Origin of the sequence: Sphingomonas sp. CFBP8993 (assembly GCF_034044895.1) — a bacterium.
GTDB lineage: Bacteria > Pseudomonadota > Alphaproteobacteria > Sphingomonadales > Sphingomonadaceae > Sphingomonas.
The window spans coordinates 231,578-251,756 of the sequence record NZ_JAXCWU010000004.1 but is presented as its reverse complement, the minus strand read 5'-3'; the positions used below and the strand labels follow the sequence as shown (position 1 = coordinate 251,756).

Genomic DNA, 20,179 nt, shown 5'->3' with positions numbered 1-20,179 from the left:
GGGAGAGACGGGGATGAGGATGCGGCTGTACCTGGGCGTGGCGATCGCCGCGATGCTGCCTGCGCTGCCCGCCGAGGCGCGGGGCCGCTGGACCGAGGCGCAGGCGCGCGCCTGGTATGATCGCCAGCCCTGGCTGGTCGGTTCGAACTATACCCCCGCCAGCGCGATCAACCAGCTGGAGATGTGGCAGGCCGAGACATGGGACCCCCGGCGCATCGACCATGAACTCGGCCTGGCGCAGGGGATCGGGATGAACACCATGCGGGTGTTCCTGCACGATCAGCTCTGGGTCCAGGACCCGGCGGGGTTCCAGCGCCGGATCGACCAGTACCTGACGATCGCCAAGGCCCATGGTATCCGCCCGCTCTTCGTCCTCTTCGACAGTTGCTGGGACCCGGACCCGAAGCTGGGGCCGCAGCATCCGCCGATCCCCGGTGTCCACAATTCGGGATGGGTGCAGGGGCCCGGCATGGCGGGGCTGCGAGACCGGGCGAACTGGCCGAAATACCGGACCTATGTCCAGGGCGTGATCGGCGCGTTCAAGGACGATCCGCGCATCCTGGGCTGGGACCTGTGGAACGAGCCCGACAATGGCGCCGATCAATATAAGGGGCAGGAGGGCAAGGAGCCGCTGGTCCGCGCGATGCTGGCTCAGGTGTTCGACTGGGCCCGCGCGGCGGAACCGTCGCAGCCGCTGACCTCCGGCGTGTGGCAGGGGAACGACTGGACACCCGGCGGCAAGGGTTCGGCGATGGACAGGCTGCAACTGGCGCAGTCCGACGTGATCACCTTCCACGACTATAGCTGGCCCGAGACGTTCGAGCGGCGGGTGAAGCAGCTTCAGGGTTATAACCGCCCGATCCTGTGCACAGAGTATATGGCGCGCGGCAACGGATCGACCTTCGACGGCTCGCTGCCCATCGCCAAGCGGTACAATGTCGCGATGATGAACTGGGGCTTTGTCGACGGCAGGACGCAGACGCGGCTGCCCTGGGACAGTTGGAAACGTCCCTATGTGCTGGAGGAACCGACCATCTGGTTCCACGAGGTGTTTCGTGGTGATGGCACGCCGTACCGGCAGGCGGAAACCGACCTGATCCGGCGACTGGCGACGGCGCCGAAGGGTGTGGTTCCGGCGGTGCGGTGAGGGCGGAGAGTTAGCCCGCCCGCAGTCGGTACAGGCCCGCCCCGTGCGGCGGGAGCGTGCGCGCCATGCGGCCCGCAACCGGACCAAGGGTCTTGCCCTCCCACAGGTCGATTGCATCGGCCTTGCCCGACAGGCCCAGCATGGCGAGCGGGATCGCCACTTCCTTCGGTTTGTCGGTGGTATTGAACAGCGCGAGATAGCGGTCGCCGGATGCGCCCTCCGGCTTGGCCGACCAGATACGCGCACCGTCCTCGACGAAATGCGGCTGGTTGTCGGTGGAGGCCTGGTTCACCGCCAGCACCGCGCGATTGGTCAGCAGCGCCAGCGTCGGCGCATCGAGATAGCGCAGGTCGCCGCCCATGATCAGCGGCGAGCGCGCGATCGACCACAGGGTCATCAGCGTGCGCTGCTCGTCGGGCGTGAACTTGGTGTCGCGCTTGCCCAGCGCCAGGCGGCCGAGCGGCAACATGTCGGCATCGGGCCAGCCGCCGGGGCCGCGATGCGGCGTCCAATTCTCCAGACGGGTGAACTGCGCCTCCAGCATCGGCCATTCATCCCAGAAATCGTCCGAGATGCGCCACATCTGGGCGAAGCGACGGACATGGGGCCCGCGGATGACCGGCGTCTCGCCCGGCGACAGGCTGAGCATCATCGGGCGTCCGCTCGCGCCGATCGCCTTGTGTGCCGCCTCGATCTCGGGCACGTGCGCGTCATAGGGGCGGCTCATATCGTCCATCTTGACGAAGTCGACGCCCCAAGAGGCATAGAGCGCGAACACGCTGTCATAATAGGCCTGCGCGCCGGGCTTGCTCATGTCGACGCCGTACATGTCCGGGTTCCACGGGCAGATGCTGGTCGTGTCGGCGATATCGGCGGCGCGGTAGCGGGTGCCCAGGATCGGCAGGTTCCGCTTGACCGCCAGGCGCGGGATGCCGCGCATCAGGTGGATGCCGAACTTCATGCCCATCGCATGGACATCAGCCGCCAGCTTCGTGAAGCCCGATCCGTCGGCGCTGGAGGGAAAACGGTTGGGCGCGGGGATCAACCGGCCATGGTCGTCCATCGCGGGCATGGGCGCGCTGTTATAGGTATAGCTCGACGCCTCGGGCTCGTACCACTGGATGTCGACGGTGAAGATGTCATAGCCGAAGGGCAGCAGCTTTTCGCGCATGATCGCCGCGGTTTCGCGCGCCTGCGCCTCGGTGATGGTGGTGGCGAAGCTGTTCCAGCTGTTCCAGCCCATGGGCGGGCGCGGGGCGAGCGGGGCGGGGGGTGTCGTGGCCGCACCCAGCGGGGCCGTCTGCGCCCCCAGCACCATGCCGCCGGTCAGCGCCGCGCCCGCCAGCGCCTGTCGGCGGCTGATCCCGCCTTTGTCGATCGTCATGCCGTCCACTCCCGTCGGTCTGTCGTTCTTTTTCTAGTCGTACATTTGTAGAGGTTGAACGGGCCGGGGCAAGCTTCTTGGCCATGCTGGCCACCGAGCGGATGGTGTATATGAAAAGTCGGACATTGCCGGGCCTGGGCGCGCCGGACCGATCAAGCATGGCTACGCAAGCGGCGCGGCCTGCTGTAACCAGCGCATGCGGATATCGGCGACAGGCGGGGCGGACGAGTGGACGAACAGGAACGCGAACGACGGCGCGCCGCCGAGTTGCAGGCCAGCCATGAGCTGTTGCAGGCGACGATGGATGCCTCGACCGACATGATCCAGGTGTTCGTGGCGATCCGCGACGCGGCGGGGCGGATCGTCGATTTCCGCTGGGTGCTGAACAACCATACCTCGGAAACCAGATATGGCGAGGTGCGCGGCGAAAGCCTGTTGCAACGCAATCCCGGCGTGGTCGAGGAAGGGATATTCGACGCCTTTTGCCGCGTCACCGAAACCGGCCTGCCCGAACAGGCCGAGCGTCATTATGTCCATGAGCAGTTCGACGGCTGGTTCTATCAGACCGTGGTGAAGCTGGGCGACGGCGTGGCGACCACGACCCGCGACATCAGCGAGTGGAAGGCGACCCAGGCCGAAATCCTGCGGCTGCGCGAAGAGGTGGTGCAGGTGAGGCTGGCGGACAGCGAAAGCCAGCTGGCGGCGATCTTCGCCACCGCGCCGGTCGGGCTGTCGGTGATTACGCCGGAGGGGCGGTTCCTGCGCGTCAACGACGAGCTTTGCCGGATCGTCGGGCGCCCGGCCGAGGCGCTGTTGAACGCCAGCGTGGCCGAGATCACCCATCCCGACGACATGGCCCCCAGCCTGATCGCGATCACGCAGGCGGCGGCCACCGGGCGTCCCAGCACCCTCGACAAACGCTATTTCCGGCCCGACGGTTCGCAGGTCTGGGCCAGCAGCACGATCTCGCTATTGCCGCCGACCGGGGGGCAGGGAAGCCGCTTCCTGGTCGTCACCGCCGACCTGACCGACCGCCGCAAGACCGAGGCGGCGCTGCGCCGGAGCGAGGCGTCGCAGCGCGTACTGATCGCCGAACTGCAACACCGGACCAGCAACCTGATGGGCGTCGTCCGTTCGATCGCCGACCATACCGCGCGGGGGACCGACGACCTGGCCGGTTTCCTGGCACATTTCGACGACCGTATGGCCGCCTTGTCGCGCGTGCAGGGGCTGTTGTCGCGGCTCAACGATCACGACCGGGTGTCGTTCGAGGATCTGATCCACACCGAATTGGCGGCGATGGGCGGCCGGGCGGGGCGGACCACGCTGGAGGGGCCGACGGGCGTCCGGTTGCGCTCGACAACGGTGCACACGCTGGCCATGGCGATCCACGAGCTGGCGACGAACGCGATCAAGCATGGCGCGCTGGGCCAGGCCGATGGGCGGCTGGCGATCCGGTGGTCGCTCGATCCGTGCGGGGCCGATGGCAAGCCGTGGCTGCATATCGACTGGCGCGAAAGCGGGGTGGCGATGCCGCAAGCCGATACCCGGACCGATCGTCACGGCCAGGGGCGCGAGCTGATCGAGCGTGCGCTGCCCTATCAGTTGAATGCGCGTACCACCTATGCGCTGGGGGCGGACGGGGTCCACTGCACGATCGCCATTCCCGTGTCGGCCAGCATGATCGAGGGCGACGCCTAGGGCGTTACGCCCGGACCTCGATCAGCCCTGCCAGCCGGGGCGCAGCGCCACGCGCAGGATACGGTCATTGGCCGCCAGAAACAGCGCGCGGCCGCCTTCGCCAAAGGCGCAGTTGGCGATTGGCGAGCCCTGTTCGATCAGGCCCAGCGGTTCGGCGTCGGGCGTCATCAGCATCATGCCGCCGGGCACCGCGCAGACGAGCGTACCGTCGCGCGCGACCTTCATGCCGTCGGGCAATCCCGCGCCGCCCGCCGCCAGCATCGCCCTGGCGTCGAGCAGCACGCGGCGGCCGCTCACCTGTCCATGCGTATCCACGTCATAGACCATGATGCGCGGCGCCGCCTCGTCCGACACCGAGACGTATAGTTTCCGCTCGTCGGGCGACATCGCAATGCCGTTCGGCTTGGTCAGCTCGCCGTCGATCAGGTCGATGCGACCATCGGGGCGGCGGCGATAGACGCCGTTGACCGGCTGTTCCCTCAGCGGTGACCGGTCGCCGTCCTGAAAGCCGTAGGGCGGGTCGGTGAACCAGATCGCGCCGTCGCGCGCGACATGCATGTCGTTGGGGCTGTTGAAGCGCTTGCCCGCATAACGATCGGCCAGCACAATGCGGCGGCCGGTGCCCAGGTCGACGCGGTCGAGGCTGCGCCCGCCGCTATTGGCGATCAGCAGCGCACCACCGGCATCCAGCGACAGGCCGTTTGCGCCGGGTTCGCGGACCAGCTTGGGATCGGTGCCGGGCGCGCCCGACGGGTTCAGCACGACGGAAAGCCCGCGTCCCCGCTGCCAGCGGCGCACCAGATTGGCCGGGGGATCGGAAAACAGCAGATACCCGCCGCGCGGCACCCAGACCGGCCCCTCGGCCCAGCGGATGCCGGTCGCGATCACCTCGGGCTCGGTGCCCGGCGCGATCATGCGGTCGAGCGCTGGGGACAGGCGACGAAGACGCGGCGCGCCCTGTGCCGCCGCGACGGGCGCGGCCATGAGCGCAAGGCCTGCGGCCAGGACGGAACGGCGATCGGGTGTCATGTCCATGATGATGCGCGAAGCCCGGAAGCCGCGCAAGCCACTGATCCGCCTGCCGGTTTGGGCCATCGGGGCCGGGCGATGGAGGGGGGGGCGGAACCCTTTGGACGGGCCGACGCTGTGGTCGCATGACCCAGAAGGAAAACGACATGGCGGAGCAGAAGACGACGACCCTCTACCGCATGGTCCTGCCCGAACATACCTGCCCCTTCGGCGTGCGCGCCAAGGAGATGCTGGAGGGCGCAGGCTATGAGGTCGACGACCGCATCCTGTCCTCGCGCGACGAGGTCGAGGCGTTCAAGGCGGAGCAGGGCGTCGCCACCACTCCGCAGATCTTCATCGATGGCGAGCGCATCGGCGGCAGCGATGCGTTGGAGGCGTATCTCGCCGATTAGGCGCGATCGTTCCTGTTCTGCCGTTCAGGCGACAGCCGAGCTAAAACAGGCCTGCTCTCCCGAACCCCATACCACCCCGGCGAAGGCCGCGGCCCAGTTGGGAAACGGCAAGAGAGACGTCCAATGATCGCCCAACTGAATCCCGGCCTTCGCCGGGATGGTGCTTGGGGGACATGGGAAACCCTCGCAAGGGTAGAGCGGGTGGCCGAAACACTTCAGGAGGATGGCGGCATCGCCCCCACGGCTTCCGCTGCTTCGGTCATCGCCTCGCACAGAGCATGGGTCGCCAGAATATCCTCGGCATCCGTCGTCACCCCGTCGCGGGCGGCGCTCAGGAAGTCGAGGCACATCGCCTCGAACCCGCGCTGCCAGCCGACCGAGGTCCAGTCGCTGCGTCGTGTCCGGACCTCGCTTCCAGCCAGATGCACCTGGTCCGCCATGTTCAGCACCGACCGGCGGAGGCCGCCGCCCATCATGTCCAGCCGTTCCTCGTTCAACCCGCTGTCCCGGTGCATCATGCCGATCGCGGTGAAACCGTCGCCCGCCAGCATCAGCGTGATCGCGGTCAGCAGGCCGTCGACGACCCTGGGTTCGATCACGCGGCGGCGTATCGGCCCCGGCGCCATGAAGAGCAGCGTGTCGGCGACATGGATGAAGTCGTCGAAGATCACACGGCGCGCGACGTCCGGCTGGCGGTGGCGGTGCTTCTCCATGACGATCAGGTCCGCCGTTTCGTCGCGCAGCGTGGCGTAACAGGGCGCGAACCGGCGGTTGAACCCGACGCGCAGCAGGGTGTCCTGCGCCGCCGCCAGTGCCATAAGCCGTTCGGCTTCCGCCAGCGTATCGGCCAGCGGCTTGTCGACGAAGGTCGCGATCCGCGCCTCGAGCAGATGCTGGACCAATGCGGGATGCGCCTCGGTCGCGGCGTGGACGAAGGCGGCGTCGAACGCGCCGGTCGCCAGCGCCGCGTCCAGCGTGGCATGATGGCCCGCCACCCGCCAGGCGCGGGCGGTGTCGTGCCGCACCTGCGCGTCGCGCGTGACGAGATGCAGGGCGATGTCGGGGCGGGACGCCAGGACGGGCAGATAGGCCTTGTGCGCGATATCGCCCAGACCGATGACCAGCACGCGCATGTCCGTCTCTCCTTCGACCCGCCGCCATGGAACCGGGGAGGGCTTTCGATCCGTCCGGCTTTCCGCCGTCACGGGGCCGCGTGTCAAACGCGGATGGGCCCGCCGTGCAGTCTTCGGCCGTCTTGTACCGCACGGCGCCTTCCCCTATCGATCGCAGCGGCGGTGCCGCGAGGCGCCGTCATGATCGCGTCGGTTCCTCCGGGAGGAGGATGAAAAGGGAATCCGGTGAAGGCGAGTGGTCGCCGAAATCCGGGGCTGTCCCTGCAACTGTAAGCGGCGAGCAAGGCGTGCACCGGCGGGATGATCGCATCCGGCCAGGCCACTGGGGCAACCTGGGAAGGCCGCACACCCGGCGACGACCCGCGAGCCAGGAGACCTGCCGACGTCTGGTCGCTCATGCCTGGTCCAGGGGATGGCCGAGGCACGGTGATGATCCGACGAGCGACGCCAAAGGTGCGGCGGGGGCCGCATGGAGGGGCGTGCGCGTGGCCGGTGGCGTCCGGCGGGCATGGCCGTCGCCGCGTATGCGGAGGGCCCCCGTCAATGTGCGTCAGACGCCCGAAGGACAAGACGATGTCGTGTATTTCCCTGACTTCCGCCGCCCCGGCGATATTGCTCGCGCTGGGTGCCGCCCCCGCGATCGGACAGGTGGCCGAACCCCGTGCCAATGAGGGGGGCAGCGACAGTGCCACCATCCTCGTCATCGGCGAAAAGGACGGTGGCGTGCTGACCATGCCTAATGCGACGGCCAGCCGGTTGAACCTGACGCCGCTGGAAACGCCGGCCAGCATCGCGACGCTGGACGGCGACACGATCCGTGCGCGGGGCGACCAGTCGCTGGTCGATGCACAGACCCGCGCACCGGGGATCACCAGCGTCGCCAATCTGGGCAATGGCGGCACCGCGCTCGCCGCGCGCGGCTTTGCGGGGCAGGGGTCGGTACTGCAACTGATCGACGGCGTGCGGCTGTTTCCGGCGGCGGGGACGATCACCTTTCCGACCGATCCGTGGATGGTCGAGCGGGTCGACGTGCTGAGCGGCCCGGCCTCGGTCCTGTACGGGCAGGGCGCGCTGGGCGGTGCGGTGAACGTCGTGATGCGGCGGCCCGACGCCCGGCGCACCTCCGTGCAGGGCGAGATCGGCTATGGCGCGCAGGACAGCCTGCATGCCGCGGCCGGGATGGGCGGGCCGATCGGCGACACGCTGGCCTATCGGATCGACGGCAGTTGGCGGCGATCGGACGGTTATGTCGATCGGGGATCGTCGCGCAGCCTGGCGCTGGCGGGGACATTGCGCTGGACGCCGCTTCCGACGCTGGCGATCACGTTGCGCGGCGATCATGGCGACCAGCGGCCCATGGCCTATTTCGGAACGCCGCTGATCGCGGGGCAGCTCGATACGCGCAACCGGCGGGCGAACTACAATGTCGCCGATGCGCGGCTACGCTTTCGGGACGATCGCGCCACGCTTCAGGTCGACTGGACGCCGAACGACTGGATCAGCATCTCCAACACCACCTATCGCCTGACCAGCGACCGGTTCTGGCGCAATCTGGAAAGCTATGCCTGGGTCGCGCCCGTGGGAGCAGGGCCGGGCACGATCCAGCGCAGCGACAATTACGGCATCCGCCACGACCAGACGCAGTGGGGCAACCAGGCGGCCGTCACGCTGAAGACGCCGATCCGGGGTGCGGTGGGCAATGCGCTGGTCCTGGGGTTCGACGCCAATCTGGTCCGGTTCACGCACGAGAACGATTTCGGATCGGACGCGCAGGTCGACATGGTCGATCCCTTCCGCTTCGACCCCGGCCGGTTCCTGGATACGCAGGGGATCGCGCCGCGCTATCGCACGCGAACCGGCGAATGGGCGATCTTCGCCGAGGACCGGGTGACGCTGGGCGGGGGAGTGTCGATCGTCGGCGGCGTGCGGCACGAACAGGACCGGGTGCAGCGCTGGTCGATCGCCTATCCGCAAGGAACACCGGCCGAGACCTTTGCCCTCGATCGCACCTATCGCAACACGACCTGGCGCATCGGCACGGTGTGGCAGCCGCAGGCGACGCTGTCGCTTTACGCGCAATATGCGACCGGGGTCGATCCGCTGGGCACGCTGACCACGGTCACCACGGGGCAGGTGGCGTTCAGCAATGCGCGCGGCCACCAGGTCGAGGTCGGCGCGAAGGCGTTGTTCCTGGACGGGCGCGGCACCGCGACGCTGGCCGCCTATCGTATCGTCAAGACCGGGCTGCTGGCGCAGCGGACCCTGTCGAGCCCGATCGAACAGGTGGGGCAGCGATCCGCGCAGGGGATCGAGGCGGCGGTGACGCTCGACGTGACGCGCACGGTGGGCATCGACGCCAACGGATCGGTGCTGGATGCGCGATTCGATGATTTCCTGTCGGGCGGCGTCAGCTATGACGGCAAGACGCCGCCCAACATCGCCGAGACGATGGCCAATGTCTGGCTGCGCTGGGATGCCACCCGGCGGGTCCAGGCGCGCGCCGGGCTGCGCTATGTCGGGCGGCGTTTCTCGGACAATGCCAACCGTTTCCGCATCCCCGGCTATGCGACGGTGGATGCCACGATCGCCTATGCGCTGACCGACCATCTGGCGGTCGACCTGCGGGCCGCCAACCTGTTCGACAAGGCCTATGCGACCACCAGCTATGGCGACGAACAATGGCTGCTCGGCCGTCCGCGTTCGATCGACGTGGCGCTTCGTGCCGCTTTCTAAGGCGGCGCGGCGGGCAATCTTGCGCTGGCTGTTCCTGACCCATCGCTGGGTCGGGATCGTCACCTGCCTGTTCTTCGCAATGTGGTTCGCCTCGGGGCTGGTCATGCTCTTCGTGCCCTATCCCGCGTTGTCGCCCGCCGCGCGCTGGCAGGGCGCGACGGCGATCGACTGGACCAGGGTCGACGTTGCGCCACCGCTGGCACCGGGCGCGGCGGGCCTGGTGCTGGAGATGCGTGGGGCAGAGCCGGTCTGGCGGATCGAGCAGGCGGACGGGACCATCCGGACCCGCGCCGCACGCCGCGCCGCCACACTCGCCCCGGTCGACGAGCGGCTGGCCCGCCAGGCCGCCGTCGCCTTTGCCGGAACGCCGGTCCGCTCCGCCGAGCGGCTGATGCGCGACCAATGGACGGTGGCGGGCGGTTTCGACCGGCATCGTCCGCTCTGGAAGGTGTCGCTGGCAGACCCGGCGGGTACGGTTCTCTATGTCTCGTCGGCCACCGGCCTGCCGGTCCAGCGGACCACCGCAAGCCAGAGGATGTGGAACTGGCTCGGTTCGGTGCCGCACTGGCTGTACCCGACCATCCTGCGGCAGGATCAGCCGCTATGGCGGCAGGTCGTCCTGTGGGTGGCGGGGCCGGGTATCGCAGTGGCGCTGACAGGGTTGTGGATCGGCATCTTGCGTGCACGCTTCGGGCAACGGCGTTACCGGGCGGGGCGGATCAGTCCCTATCACGGCTGGATGCTCTGGCATCATGTCAGCGGCTTGGTCGGCGGGCTGTTCCTGCTCAGCTGGATCGTCAGCGGGTGGCTTTCCGTCGATCCGGGGCGGCTTTTCGCCGGGACCACGACCGCGCCAGCGGTTCTGGCGCGCTATCGTGCGCTGACGGCAGTACCGAGCCTGACGCTCGCGCGGCTGGCGGCGGCGGCACCGCAGGCGCGGACGGTCGAGATCATCGGCAGCGCTGGGCAGATGCGGGTCGTGATCGACCGTGCGTCGGACCGGGCCCGCATCCTCGACGCCGCGACCCTGGCCGCGCCGCATGGCGGCGACCGGATGTGGGACCATGCGACGGCGGCGCTGGTCCCGGATGGTCGCCTCCAGCAGGTCGATCGACTGGGCGAGCGCGACGCCTATTGGCCCGCGACCGCGACGCTGCCGGTACTGCGTCAGCGTTTCGACGATCCCGCGCGGACCTGGCTCTATGTCGATCCGGCCACCGGTGAGGTCCTTGCGCGGCAGGACCGGGCGCGGCGGCTCTATCGCTGGGTCTTCGATCTGCTCCACTGCTGGGACTGGCCCTGGCTGATCGAGCGGCGGGTGCTGCACGATGGAATGATCCTGATCCTGTCCGCCTTCGGGCTGATCCTGTCGGTCAGCGGTATCCGGCTGGGTTATCGCCGGGTCATGAAGCGCGCCTGAGCCGCCTGCACCGCACGGGCAAGCGGGGCGGGGGGCTTGATGACCTTCAGGCTGATCGTGGTGTGGGTGCGGGTGACGCCCGGCAACAGGGTCAGCTGGTCGCGCAGCAATCCGTCCAGCGCCTCGACATCGCGACAGGCGATCTTGAACAGATAATCGGCCTCGCCCGCGATCGAGTGGCATTCCAGGATCGCGGGATCGTCCATGACCGCCGCCTCGAACGCATCGCGCTGGCTGGCGTCGATCGCGACCTGGACATGCGCGACGACGCTCAGGCCCAGCGCGGCGGGGTCGATCTCGGCGCGATAGCCGCGAATGACCCCTGCCTCCTCCATCGCCTGCACCCGGCTCCAGCACGACGTCTTGGACAGGCCATGCTCGGCGGCCAGCGTCGCAAAGGACTGTTGGCCGTTCCGCTCCAGCGATTCCAGAAGGCCGAAGTCGACGGGGTTCAGCTTTGTGCGGGACATCGGTCTGCTATTTCCCTGTCGAACGGAACATCGTTCCGCCCATGCTATCACGCACCCGCGATTTTGCGAACAATGTCCCCGCGTGGCCGGTATAAGGTCCGGGACATGGAAGCACGCGATCCCCGGCCCGCCGACATGACCTATGGCGATTATCTGCAACTCGACCGGCTGCTCGCCTGTCAGGCGCCCCTGTCGGGGACGCATGACGAGTTGCTGTTCATCGTCATCCACCAGGCGTCCGAATTGTGGCTGAAGCTGTGCCTGCACGAGCTGGAGGCGGCGCGGCAGGCGATCATCGCCGACCGGCTGGGGGTGGCGTTCAAGATGATGGCGCGGGTCGCGCGGGTGCAGACCCAGCTGATCCAGAGCTGGGACGTGCTCGCAACCATCACCCCGGCGGATTATACCGCGATGCGCGGCAAGCTGGGTTCCAGCTCGGGCTTTCAGTCGGCGCAGTATCGCGCGCTGGAATTCATGATGGGCAACAAGAACCCGGCGATGATAGCCGTCCACGAGCGCGATGGGGCCGCCCATGCGATGCTGACCGAAGCAGCGGCACGGCCCAGCCTGTATGACGAGACGCTGCGCCTGCTCGACCGGCGCGGCTTTGCCATTCCCGCCGACCGGCTCGAGCGCGATTTCACCCAGGGCTATGTCGCTTCGGATGCGGTCGAGGCGGCCTGGCGCGTGGTTTATGCCGAGGCGGACCGCTATTGGGACCTGTACGAATTGGCCGAAAAGCTGGTCGATCTGGAATATCGGGTGCAATTGTGGCGGTTCGGGCATTTGAAGACGATCGAACGGATCATCGGCTTCAAGCGGGGCACGGGCGGCACGGCGGGGGTGCCGTATCTGGCGCGGGTGATCGACCAGGTGTTCTTCCCCGAATTGCTGACCGTGCGGGTCGCGTTGTGACGGAGGTAGTGATGACGGGCATGATCACTTTGGACGAGGCGCGGGCGCGCGATGCCGCCGATCCTCTGGCCGCCAGCCGTGCGCGGTTCGACCTGCCGGAGGGGGTGATCTATCTGGACGGCAATTCGCTCGGCGTCCTACCCTCGGCGACGATGGCGCGCATGGAGCGGGTGGTGCGCCACGAATGGGGCCGCGACCTGATCGGCAGCTGGAACACGGCGGACTGGATCGGTGCGCCGGCCCGCATCGGCGACCGGATCGCGCCGCTGATCGGGGCTGGGCCGGGGGAGGTGATCGTCGCCGATTCCACCTCGGCCAACTTGTTCAAGCTGCTTGCCGCCGCGCTGGCCGACCGGCCGGGACGCCGCACCATCCTGTCCGAGCCGGGCAATTTTCCCACCGACCTCTACATGGCCTCGGGCGTCGCCGAGTTCATGGGGGCGACGCTGAAGACGGTTCCGTCCGACCGGATCGTCGAGGCGATCGACGCGGATGTGGCGGTCGTCCTGCTGACCCATGTCCATTACAAGACCGCGCGCAAGCTCGACATGGCGGCGATCACCGCGGCGGCGCAGGCGGCCGGTGCGCTGACTTTGTGGGATCTCAGCCATAGCGTCGGGGCGGTTCCGGTCGACCTGAACGGCACCGGTGCCGACCTGGCGGTCGGGTGCGGGTACAAATATCTGAACGGCGGGCCGGGGGCACCGGCGTTTCTTTATGTGGCGGAGCGTCATCAGGCGCGTCTGCGTTCGCCTTTGTCGGGCTGGATGGGGCATGGCGCGCCGTTCGATTTCGACGACGCCTATCACCCCGCGCCGGGCATTGCCCGCTTCCTGTGCGGAACGCCGCCGATCCTGGGCCTCGCCGCGCTGGAGGAAGGCGTGGCGCTGTTCGAGGGCGTGGATTTCGCGGCGGTCGTCGAGAAATCGGTGGCGCTCTCCACCCTGTTGATCGAGCAGGTCGAGACGCGCTGTGCCGGGTTCGGCCTCGAACTCGCCACGCCGCGCGATCCGGCGGCGCGGGGCAGCCATGTCTCGTTCCGCCACCCCGAGGCCTTTGCCCTGTGCCAGGCGCTGATCGAACAGGGCGTGATCGGCGATTTCCGCGCGCCCGACATCCTGCGCTTTGGCCTGACGCCGCTCTATCTCGGCTATGCCGATGTGTGGGAGGCGGTGGAGCGGCTGTACGATATCCTCGCCAACCGCCGGTGGCAGGACCCGCGCTTCCGTGTCGTCAAGCGGGTGACATGAGCGGTACCGGAACGGGCTATCAGCCGCTCGTCTGGGACGACCTGACCCGTCGGCCGCGTCCCGAGCCGGACGCGACGATCGCCTACGGCTCCGACTCGCTGCAAAAGGTCGATATCTGGCTCCCCGAAGGCGCGGGGCCGCATCGGACCGTGTTGATGGTGCATGGCGGTTGCTGGCAGACCGAAATCGCCGATCGCCGCCTGATGAACTGGGTCGCCGATGATCTGCGCCGGAACGGATACGGCGTCTGGAATATCGACTATCGCGGTGTCGACCGAGTTGGAGGCGGCTATCCGGGCACGTTCCTCGATACCGCCGCCGCCGCCGATGCGCTCCGGGTCGAGGGCGCGCGGTTCGGGCTGGCGACCTCACCGGTCGTCGCGGTCGGCCATTCGGCGGGCGGCCATCTGGCGCTCTGGCTCGCCGGGCGGCCACGCCTGCCGAGCGGCAGTCCGCTGGCCAGCACCGATCCACTACCCATCGCGCACGTCATCAGCCTGGGCGGCCTGCCCGATCTGGAGGATGTGGCCACCAGCCCCGACAATGGCTGCGGCACCGAGGTCGTGGCGCACCTGATCGGTGCCGACCGCAGCGATCCCTATGCCGACACCTCGGTCCCTCGATTGCTGCCGCTGGGCGTGCCGCAGGACCTGGTCAACGGTCGCGCGGACCGCATCATCCCGTTCCGCATGGCGACCTACTATGTCGCCCGCGCGCGGGATGCCGGAGACAGGGTTATGCTGCATGAGGTGGCGGATACCGGCCATGTGGAACTGATCACGCCGGACACATCGGCCTGGAACCTGACCCTGCGCCTGACCGCGCAGGCATTCGATAGCTTGGGTGGGGCCTGACGACGGCAGCCCGATGTGTCGGATGTTATTCAGCGCGGTGCAGAATTTTGCCGAACTGCCAGCCCGCCGTTTCGGCGGCTGCTGGTGACCCTCGCCAGAGGCGTTGTTCCAACGGGACAAGCACGCAATTCTTGCAGGCTTCGTGGGGCACTTACCCATCAGTTTGTACGCACGGCCTGTACCCGTGTGCGTGCTGATATGAACCCTCTATTCGTATCCGTAAACGCAAAGCTGGTGGAAGCACGAGCCTATTGTGCGGTGTGAGGTGTGGAACGCAGGCGGAGCATCGGGACCCCCAGAAAAAGAGCCTTGCTATGACTACATTCATCCCGGGTATTGCCATCAGTCCACGACGCCAGCGCCTCATCGACGGGATGGACATACGGCGCTTCCAGATCGAACAGTATGACTTGGCAGTGCTGGCGCAGTCGTTGGCTGGGACCACGTGCCTGAATCATTAGGCTGCGTGTCCATCGCGGGCCAGCGCGCAGCCCTGGTCGCCACCCGCGCGCTACGCAACGTCGCCAAGTCCGTTCGATTAGATTGCCATGGCCACCACAGAAGTAATAATGTCCAGCGGCCCATGGGCATGGGTGCCACACACGATGTCGCTGAAATCTTCGGCACTACCAGTCCCGCCAACCAAGCCGCTTATGCAGCGCACTTGAACCTCCATCAGTTGAAGGTCATGTCGGCCACTGAACATTGCCGCACCGTCGTCAGGGGGGAAAATGTCGAGGCCTGCACCGACTGCGGGTTACTGGCGGGTCGTCTATAGCTCCTGTTAAAATCGGCACTGCCCGCAGTGCCAGGACACGGATGTATGCACATGGCTCCGTACTGAAAGGGGGCGGCTCGGTTGTCGCAGCGCCCGCATCTCTGTCCTTTTCAGGCGAAAGCGAGGACAAGCAAGCTGTGATGCCGATCAAGTCGACTCTGCGGGTTCTCGTGATCTAGCGGTGACCCGGCCCCGGTTCTTCAGCTTGTTGAAGAGCCGTTCAACGCCACTGCGCGTTTAATTGCACCAGCCCCGCGCAGTTCAATCGAAACACGTCGCGTCGAGCAAATGCCTCTCCGATTATACGGGATAAGTCCATGTTTACCCTGCGGCAATCGTCTGGTCCCAGCCCCGATGGATGGAACCTGCGGCGCACAGGGTCGTTGCCGAGCGTCGGTCAAATCATTCTGCCGACCGAGAAAAACTGGCCAAGACTAAACCCATGAAAAATAATGATAATAATAGTTACGCTTTATCCAAAAGTGTATCAGCTGGCAAGCTGTTAATCGCCTTGGCCATTTTTCCGGGCCTCCCGTCTCATCCTTGACCTTGTCGCAGCCACTCTGAGTGCGCTTCCATTTATGATTATGGGGAAAAGTATCGTCAGATACTGTCGGCTTAAGCGTTTGCGGCGCGCTATCTGAAACGCATCCGATCGGTATCGGCCGCGCTTGAGTGCAAGAACTCTGCCGCTTACCGGGCGTTTCATTACAGGTGATGTGCCGCGAAAGCGGGGGCTGCTCCCTCGTGCCGCCACATACGGGACGCGATTTCACGCTCCTCTGGTCCGACAGCGCTAGTATAGATGGCCGTCGTCTTAATGTCCGCATGTCCCAGCCACCGCTGAACCAACGTCAGCGGTACGCTTGCCTGGATCGCCCGCACGCCAAAGCCGTGGCGCAATCCCTTGGGACTGGCATAGCTTCCTTGAACCATTGCATCGCTCATGACTTCGCAGATGCGGCGATATCCGGTCATGCGCGACCAAGGCCATAGACGATCATTCGCTCCATTAAGAGTTTGGAACCAGCATTGTAGGATTTTCAAATATGAGGCGGGAAGCGGCACAGCTCGATATACACATTTTCCCCGCTTCTTAAGGCAACGGATGACGACGTGCTTCGCTTCGAAGTCGATACTGTCCTTCGTCATAGCCAAGGCTTCCGATATACGGCAGCCAGTAAAGGCCATCATGCAGCAGAATGTCTTGATGTCGGTGCTGCACGATCGGGCGACACGGATAAACGCGTCTATTTCCTGCGAAGTCAGATACTTGCGTTGGCCATGCTGGTTGTAAATCGTCCCGGGCATTGGTTCTTTTCCTCGCGCTGGGCTGCTTTCTGAGGAACACGTTGAGTTCGTTTCGATATCATAACGACGCTCCCGGGCGACTGATACACTTTTGGATATACAGTAACAGACTCGGTGGTTCGATCCCGACCGCTGCCGAGCTGGGGGCTGCCGATGGCTTTGCGCGCGAGAAATAGGAGGCAATCGGCCATCGCATGCGGCGCGCTATGCTCGCCGATCCGGCCGGATCGTTACGCCGCACATTTTCAGTTCCGTATTGCGAATTATCAGCACCTTTCGTCCGCTTATGGCGGCGCGACGGCCGACGCCGTGGTGTCGGCCGTTTGCAGTCATCTGGTGCAGGTTGTGCGAGGTGCTGGTTCGGTCGAACGGGTCGCGGCCGAGCTGATAGAAATCCGCCTCGTGTCGCTGCCTGCGTTTGATGCCGAATCCGATGGGTTGGCCTGTCAGGCATGGGTCGACGGGGTGTGTGGTATCCTGCCGACCGTGCCGTTCGAAACCGGTGCTGGTCCGGTCCACTTGTGGCTGTCTGGGTGCTGGCGTTTGGCAATCGACGGGGCGGAGTTCGGCGAATGGTGCTTTCCCTTTGCCGGTGCGCCCCCCGGTGAAGGTGATTGGTGCGTCCAGTATCGTGGGGACATGGCGCTGGCGTCGCGTACGCTGGCTACGCTCGACCCGTCCGGCATCGGTGATGCGGATGGCAATGTGCAGTTGTGCTGGCAGGTCGTGTGTAATGCGGAAGACGGGCGTATCGCCTATTTCGAGGCATTGGCACGGCCGTCCGACCGTCATGGTGCATTTCCGGCTGCCGATGACTGGATCTTGGCCCTCGAACGGACGGGGATGGTGCGTCTGTTTGACCGCCATATGGTAAGACAGGTCCTGGCCGATCTGGAGCAGGCGCCGGACGATGTGAGCCTGGCGGTCAATCTGTCCGCGCTAAGCCTATGTACCGATCCCTGGTGGGCGGATGTCATGGAGCGGCTGTGCGCCCGACCGAATGTCGCCCGGCGACTATTGCTCGAGATTACCGAAACCGCTGCCGTGCCCGACTTTTCGCGGGCGATTGCGCTGGTCAACCGGCTGCGCCGACTGGGATGCCGGATCGTAATGGACGATTTCGGGGTCGGCCACGCTTCGATCCGTCAGCTGCTCGCCTTCGCTCCGGATATCGTAAAGGTGGATCGCATTTTCGTATGGCGGGCAGGCATGTCTTCGCGCGACCAGCTGCTATTTGCGCGACTCTCTGCGCTGGCGGCGTCGGTGGGTTCCATCGTGGTGGCGGAAGGCGTGGAAACGCCTGAACAGAGTCGAATTGCCCGGGATGCCGGTGCGCTTTGGCAACAGGGTTATTTCTGGGGGCGGCCATTCTATTCTCGCCCTTGGAAAGAAGTAAGGCGTCATTCGTCAACAGTCCCTGACCGGCCGATCGGCCGGTATCGTCCGGTTGGCTCACGTCTGGCGGTCGGGCGATGACGATTGCACATGTTCCGGATCGCCGGGTGATGCAATGGCTTTCGCCGCTCAACGTTGCATCATTGCCATATAGAAAAGTAATCGATGCGGGAGGTCAATCGTGACTGATTCCAAGCATCGATACGCCATAGAAAAAGATAGAATGCTGCGTGAAGAATATTTTCGCATCGATGGCGATGTCGAAAATACTTCGTTATTTTTTCGCGGAGTGGTTTTTGCGGCATCTTTGTCGGTGCCGTTCTGGGCTGTCGTTGCATTTTGGCTGATATGAATCGCAAGCTCCATGGCTGCGATGACGATAGCCACTTGTCCAACACGCATCGAAAGGAAAGGCTATGTTGGTATCGACAACCAAGTCGTTAATCGCGGCGTCCGCCATCATCTCGCTGGCGGCCGCCGCGCCGCCCACGGCAAGGAAGGCGGCGCGCGTTGGCGCCAGGGTCGGCGCACAGTCGGGAGGGGCGGCTGGCACGGCGGGGGCAACCGGTGCGGCGGGCGGTGGCCTGCTGACCAACACGCTGTTCCTTGCCGCCCTGGGGGGTGTGGTAGCGACAGGCGCGATCGTTGCGGCGGCGGCCGGAGACAACGAGCAGTCGGTCAGCCCGGCATCGTGATCCGCCCCTAACGGGGGACCGTAGAACATTTCGAATGACGTAGTCCCAGATCCGCGGCGTCGGTTCTGGGGAGGGGGACGCACGTGCTAAATCCGGCTCAACGCCCAATGGGCTATATAGAGGAACCGGCGATCGTCGATGCGCCGGGATGGGGGGGCGCCATGTTCTCCGGCAAGCCCATTCGCTTCGTGTTTCTGGGGGGGCAGTTGTGCCTGGCGGATGCCATCGCCTTCATCGCGACCGCCAGCCTGTCCGCGACCCTTGGCATGACGATCGGCGGGACGGTCCATCCGCAGCTGCTGTGGATGCTGGGCGCTATCTACTTCGCCGTCGCGGTCTATGGAGCGGCTTACTCCCCGGCGATCGCCGCCGACGCAGTACGCAGCGTGCAGCGGGCTTGGCTTGCGCTGCTCATCACCTTCTGCGCCGCGGCGACCTTCGCAGTCCTGGAGGGGCGGTCGATGGACCACGTGTCCACGGCTTTGCTCCCCTCCTTGACCGGTCTTGCCTTCACCCTGGGGGGAGCGCGTAGCGCGCTGGCGTTGCTGTTGGGGTCTGCCTGGTGGAGTGAACGATCGGGGCGGCACCGCACCATCCTGATCGTCGATGGCGAGGCAAGCCTGGTTGCCCCGATGGACGGTTTGGTGATCGATGCCGTCCGCCACGGTCTGCGCGCCGATGTCCATGACCCCGGCGTTCTGGAGCGGCTCGGCGCACTGGCAGGCAGGGCCGACCGGCTGGTCGTTTCCTGCCCGCAGGATCGTCGCGGCGCCTGGGCAGCTGCATTGCGCGGCGCCAATGTCCCTGTGGAATTGCTGGTCGAGGAAGTCGCGTCGCTGGCTCCCACGGGCGCAGGTAGCTTCCATGGACAGGCGACGCTGAAGGTGGCGGGCGAGCCGCTGTCGTTGAGCGACCGCATCACCAAGCGGCTGTTCGATATCGTGGTGGCTGGGATCGGCCTGCTTCTGCTGACCCCGTTCCTGCTGTTCACTGCGCTGGTGATCCGGCTCGACAGTCCCGGCCCGGCATTGTTCCGTCAGCCGCGGATCGGCCGGGGTAACCGACAGTTTCGGATGCACAAGTTTCGCAGCATGCGCGTCGAGACGCAGGATCTTTCCGGCAGCCGGCTGACCCAGGGACGCAGCGACGATCGCGTGACGCGGATTGGTCGGATCATCCGATCCACGAGCATCGACGAATTGCCACAGCTGATCGACGTGCTGCGTGGGGACATGAGTATCGTCGGGCCCCGGCCTCATGCGCTGGGCGCGAAGGCTGGCGACAAGCTCTATTGGGAAGTCGATACCGCTTATTGGCACCGCCATGCCGTCAAGCCCGGCATGACCGGACTGGCGCAAGTCCGCGGGTTCCGTGGCACCACCTTTGTCGACGCGGACTTACAGAACCGGCTCGACGCAGACCTCGAATATCTTCGCGACTGGTCGCTGGGGAAAGACATCAAGATCGTCTTCCGCACCGTCATGGCTCTGGCCGGTCGATCGGTCTTCTGACCGCCTCATTCAACGCCCGCCCGGCGCACCGGGCAAGCTTTCGCGCGCAAATCACGAGCAG

At 66.0% G+C, this 20,179-nt stretch carries 17 protein-coding genes, 1 pseudogene and 1 riboswitch; of the genes and pseudogenes, 13 read left to right on the top strand and 5 right to left on the bottom strand.

Going from position 1 to position 20,179, the window contains the following annotated elements; all coding sequences use genetic code 11:
• The first annotated feature begins 13 nt into the window (after positions 1 to 13).
• Positions 14 to 1,147, top strand: a complete 1,134-nt coding sequence (locus tag SOM26_RS09985; RefSeq protein WP_320452564.1) for a glycoside hydrolase 5 family protein — start codon at positions 14 to 16, stop codon at positions 1,145 to 1,147.
• A 10-nt stretch (positions 1,148 to 1,157) separates the two neighbouring features.
• Here SOM26_RS09985 and SOM26_RS09980 read toward each other — a convergent pair whose 3' ends face one another.
• Positions 1,158 to 2,531 (bottom strand): glycoside hydrolase family 27 protein, encoded by a 1,374-nt coding sequence (locus tag SOM26_RS09980; RefSeq protein ID WP_414712040.1) that lies wholly within the window; start codon positions 2,529 to 2,531, stop codon positions 1,158 to 1,160.
• 228 nt (positions 2,532 to 2,759) lie between these two features.
• On the opposite strand from SOM26_RS09980, the gene SOM26_RS09975 reads away from it, so the two are divergent.
• Complete coding sequence (locus SOM26_RS09975; protein ID WP_320452563.1) at positions 2,760 to 4,232, top strand: sensor histidine kinase; 1,473 nt, start codon at positions 2,760 to 2,762, stop codon at positions 4,230 to 4,232.
• A gap of 21 nt (positions 4,233 to 4,253) precedes the next feature.
• Here SOM26_RS09975 and SOM26_RS09970 read toward each other — a convergent pair whose 3' ends face one another.
• Entirely contained in the window at positions 4,254 to 5,261 is a 1,008-nt protein-coding gene (locus SOM26_RS09970) for an SMP-30/gluconolactonase/LRE family protein (protein WP_320452562.1), read from the bottom strand.
• Positions 5,262 to 5,386: 125 nt separating this feature from the next.
• Here SOM26_RS09970 and SOM26_RS09965 point away from each other — a divergent pair, with 125 nt between their 5' ends.
• Complete coding sequence (locus tag SOM26_RS09965) at positions 5,387 to 5,653, top strand: glutaredoxin domain-containing protein (protein WP_320452561.1); 267 nt, start codon at positions 5,387 to 5,389, stop codon at positions 5,651 to 5,653.
• A 215-nt stretch (positions 5,654 to 5,868) separates the two neighbouring features.
• On the opposite strand, the gene SOM26_RS09960 is transcribed toward SOM26_RS09965, so the two are convergent.
• Positions 5,869 to 6,786 (bottom strand): Gfo/Idh/MocA family protein, encoded by a 918-nt coding sequence (locus SOM26_RS09960; RefSeq protein ID WP_320452560.1) that lies wholly within the window; start codon positions 6,784 to 6,786, stop codon positions 5,869 to 5,871.
• 178 nt (positions 6,787 to 6,964) lie between these two features.
• A riboswitch (cobalamin riboswitch) is annotated at positions 6,965 to 7,184 on the top strand.
• A gap of 175 nt (positions 7,185 to 7,359) precedes the next feature.
• Here SOM26_RS09960 and SOM26_RS09955 point away from each other — a divergent pair.
• Both SOM26_RS09955 and SOM26_RS09950 read left to right on the top strand, forming a co-directional pair.
• Complete coding sequence (locus SOM26_RS09955; RefSeq protein ID WP_320452559.1) at positions 7,360 to 9,519, top strand: TonB-dependent receptor; 2,160 nt, start codon at positions 7,360 to 7,362, stop codon at positions 9,517 to 9,519.
• A 19-nt stretch (positions 9,520 to 9,538) separates the two neighbouring features.
• Entirely contained in the window at positions 9,539 to 10,939 is a 1,401-nt protein-coding gene (locus SOM26_RS09950) for a PepSY-associated transmembrane domain-containing protein (RefSeq protein WP_320452558.1), read from the top strand.
• Here SOM26_RS09950 and SOM26_RS09945 read toward each other — a convergent pair.
• Positions 10,912 to 11,409: an Lrp/AsnC family transcriptional regulator gene (locus SOM26_RS09945; RefSeq protein ID WP_320452557.1), complete on the bottom strand. Its 498-nt coding sequence runs from the start codon at positions 11,407 to 11,409 to the stop codon at positions 10,912 to 10,914. The two genes, SOM26_RS09950 and SOM26_RS09945, sit on opposite strands and share 28 nt — an antisense overlap.
• A 105-nt stretch (positions 11,410 to 11,514) precedes the next feature.
• Here SOM26_RS09945 and SOM26_RS09940 point away from each other — a divergent pair, with 105 nt between their 5' ends.
• The 4 genes and pseudogenes from SOM26_RS09940 to SOM26_RS17635 form a co-directional block, all read left to right on the top strand.
• A complete protein-coding gene (locus SOM26_RS09940) occupies positions 11,515 to 12,324 on the top strand; it encodes a tryptophan 2,3-dioxygenase (RefSeq protein WP_320452556.1) in 810 nt (269 codons plus the stop codon).
• Between the two features lie 11 nt (positions 12,325 to 12,335).
• Positions 12,336 to 13,574 (top strand): kynureninase, encoded by a 1,239-nt coding sequence (gene kynU, locus SOM26_RS09935; protein WP_320452555.1) that lies wholly within the window; start codon positions 12,336 to 12,338, stop codon positions 13,572 to 13,574.
• Positions 13,571 to 14,428 (top strand): alpha/beta hydrolase family protein, encoded by an 858-nt coding sequence (locus SOM26_RS09930; protein WP_320452554.1) that lies wholly within the window; start codon positions 13,571 to 13,573, stop codon positions 14,426 to 14,428. Before kynU ends, SOM26_RS09930 begins: the two co-directional genes overlap by 4 nt.
• Before the next feature lie 589 nt (positions 14,429 to 15,017).
• Positions 15,018 to 15,213, top strand: a pseudogene (locus SOM26_RS17635) (transposase zinc-binding domain-containing protein); the annotation flags it as partial.
• 701 nt (positions 15,214 to 15,914) lie between these two features.
• Here the strand turns inward: SOM26_RS17635 and SOM26_RS09925 are convergent.
• Positions 15,915 to 16,517: a tyrosine-type recombinase/integrase gene (locus tag SOM26_RS09925; RefSeq protein ID WP_320452553.1), complete on the bottom strand. Its 603-nt coding sequence runs from the start codon at positions 16,515 to 16,517 to the stop codon at positions 15,915 to 15,917.
• A gap of 153 nt (positions 16,518 to 16,670) precedes the next feature.
• Between SOM26_RS09925 and SOM26_RS09920 the strand changes: the two genes are divergently transcribed.
• The 4 genes from SOM26_RS09920 (at position 16,671) to SOM26_RS09905 (ending at position 20,118) form a co-directional block, all read left to right on the top strand.
• Positions 16,671 to 17,993 carry an EAL domain-containing protein gene (locus SOM26_RS09920; RefSeq protein ID WP_320452552.1) on the top strand — a complete coding sequence of 441 codons (1,323 nt, stop codon included), beginning with the start codon at positions 16,671 to 16,673 and terminating at the stop codon, positions 17,991 to 17,993.
• A gap of 100 nt (positions 17,994 to 18,093) precedes the next feature.
• Positions 18,094 to 18,264: a hypothetical protein gene (locus SOM26_RS09915; protein ID WP_320452551.1), complete on the top strand. Its 171-nt coding sequence runs from the start codon at positions 18,094 to 18,096 to the stop codon at positions 18,262 to 18,264.
• A gap of 64 nt (positions 18,265 to 18,328) precedes the next feature.
• Positions 18,329 to 18,607, top strand: coding sequence for a hypothetical protein (locus SOM26_RS09910; RefSeq protein WP_320452550.1), 279 nt, complete (start codon positions 18,329 to 18,331; stop codon positions 18,605 to 18,607).
• Between the two features lie 107 nt (positions 18,608 to 18,714).
• Positions 18,715 to 20,118, top strand: a complete 1,404-nt coding sequence (locus tag SOM26_RS09905) for a sugar transferase (RefSeq protein ID WP_320452549.1) — start codon at positions 18,715 to 18,717, stop codon at positions 20,116 to 20,118.
• The last annotated feature ends 61 nt before the right edge of the window (positions 20,119 to 20,179 follow it).

Coding starts and splice junctions, on each gene's coding strand:
- SOM26_RS09985 (WP_320452564.1), top strand. CDS start 14: ATGAGGATGCGGCTGTACCTGGGCGTGGCGATCGCCGCGATGCTGCCT.
- SOM26_RS09980 (WP_414712040.1), bottom strand. CDS start 2,531: ATGACGATCGACAAAGGCGGGATCAGCCGCCGACAGGCGCTGGCGGGC.
- SOM26_RS09970 (WP_320452562.1), bottom strand. CDS start 5,261: ATGACACCCGATCGCCGTTCCGTCCTGGCCGCAGGCCTTGCGCTCATG.
- SOM26_RS09965 (WP_320452561.1), top strand. CDS start 5,387: ATGACCCAGAAGGAAAACGACATGGCGGAGCAGAAGACGACGACCCTC.
- SOM26_RS09960 (WP_320452560.1), bottom strand. CDS start 6,786: ATGCGCGTGCTGGTCATCGGTCTGGGCGATATCGCGCACAAGGCCTAT.
- SOM26_RS09955 (WP_320452559.1), top strand. CDS start 7,360: ATGTCGTGTATTTCCCTGACTTCCGCCGCCCCGGCGATATTGCTCGCG.
- SOM26_RS09945 (WP_320452557.1), bottom strand. CDS start 11,409: ATGTCCCGCACAAAGCTGAACCCCGTCGACTTCGGCCTTCTGGAATCG.
- SOM26_RS09940 (WP_320452556.1), top strand. CDS start 11,515: ATGGAAGCACGCGATCCCCGGCCCGCCGACATGACCTATGGCGATTAT.
- kynU (WP_320452555.1), top strand. CDS start 12,336: ATGACGGGCATGATCACTTTGGACGAGGCGCGGGCGCGCGATGCCGCC.
- SOM26_RS09930 (WP_320452554.1), top strand. CDS start 13,571: ATGAGCGGTACCGGAACGGGCTATCAGCCGCTCGTCTGGGACGACCTG.
- SOM26_RS09925 (WP_320452553.1), bottom strand. CDS start 16,517: ATGCCCGGGACGATTTACAACCAGCATGGCCAACGCAAGTATCTGACT.
- SOM26_RS09920 (WP_320452552.1), top strand. CDS start 16,671: ATGGCTTTGCGCGCGAGAAATAGGAGGCAATCGGCCATCGCATGCGGC.
- SOM26_RS09910 (WP_320452550.1), top strand. CDS start 18,329: ATGTTGGTATCGACAACCAAGTCGTTAATCGCGGCGTCCGCCATCATC.
- SOM26_RS09905 (WP_320452549.1), top strand. CDS start 18,715: ATGGGCTATATAGAGGAACCGGCGATCGTCGATGCGCCGGGATGGGGG.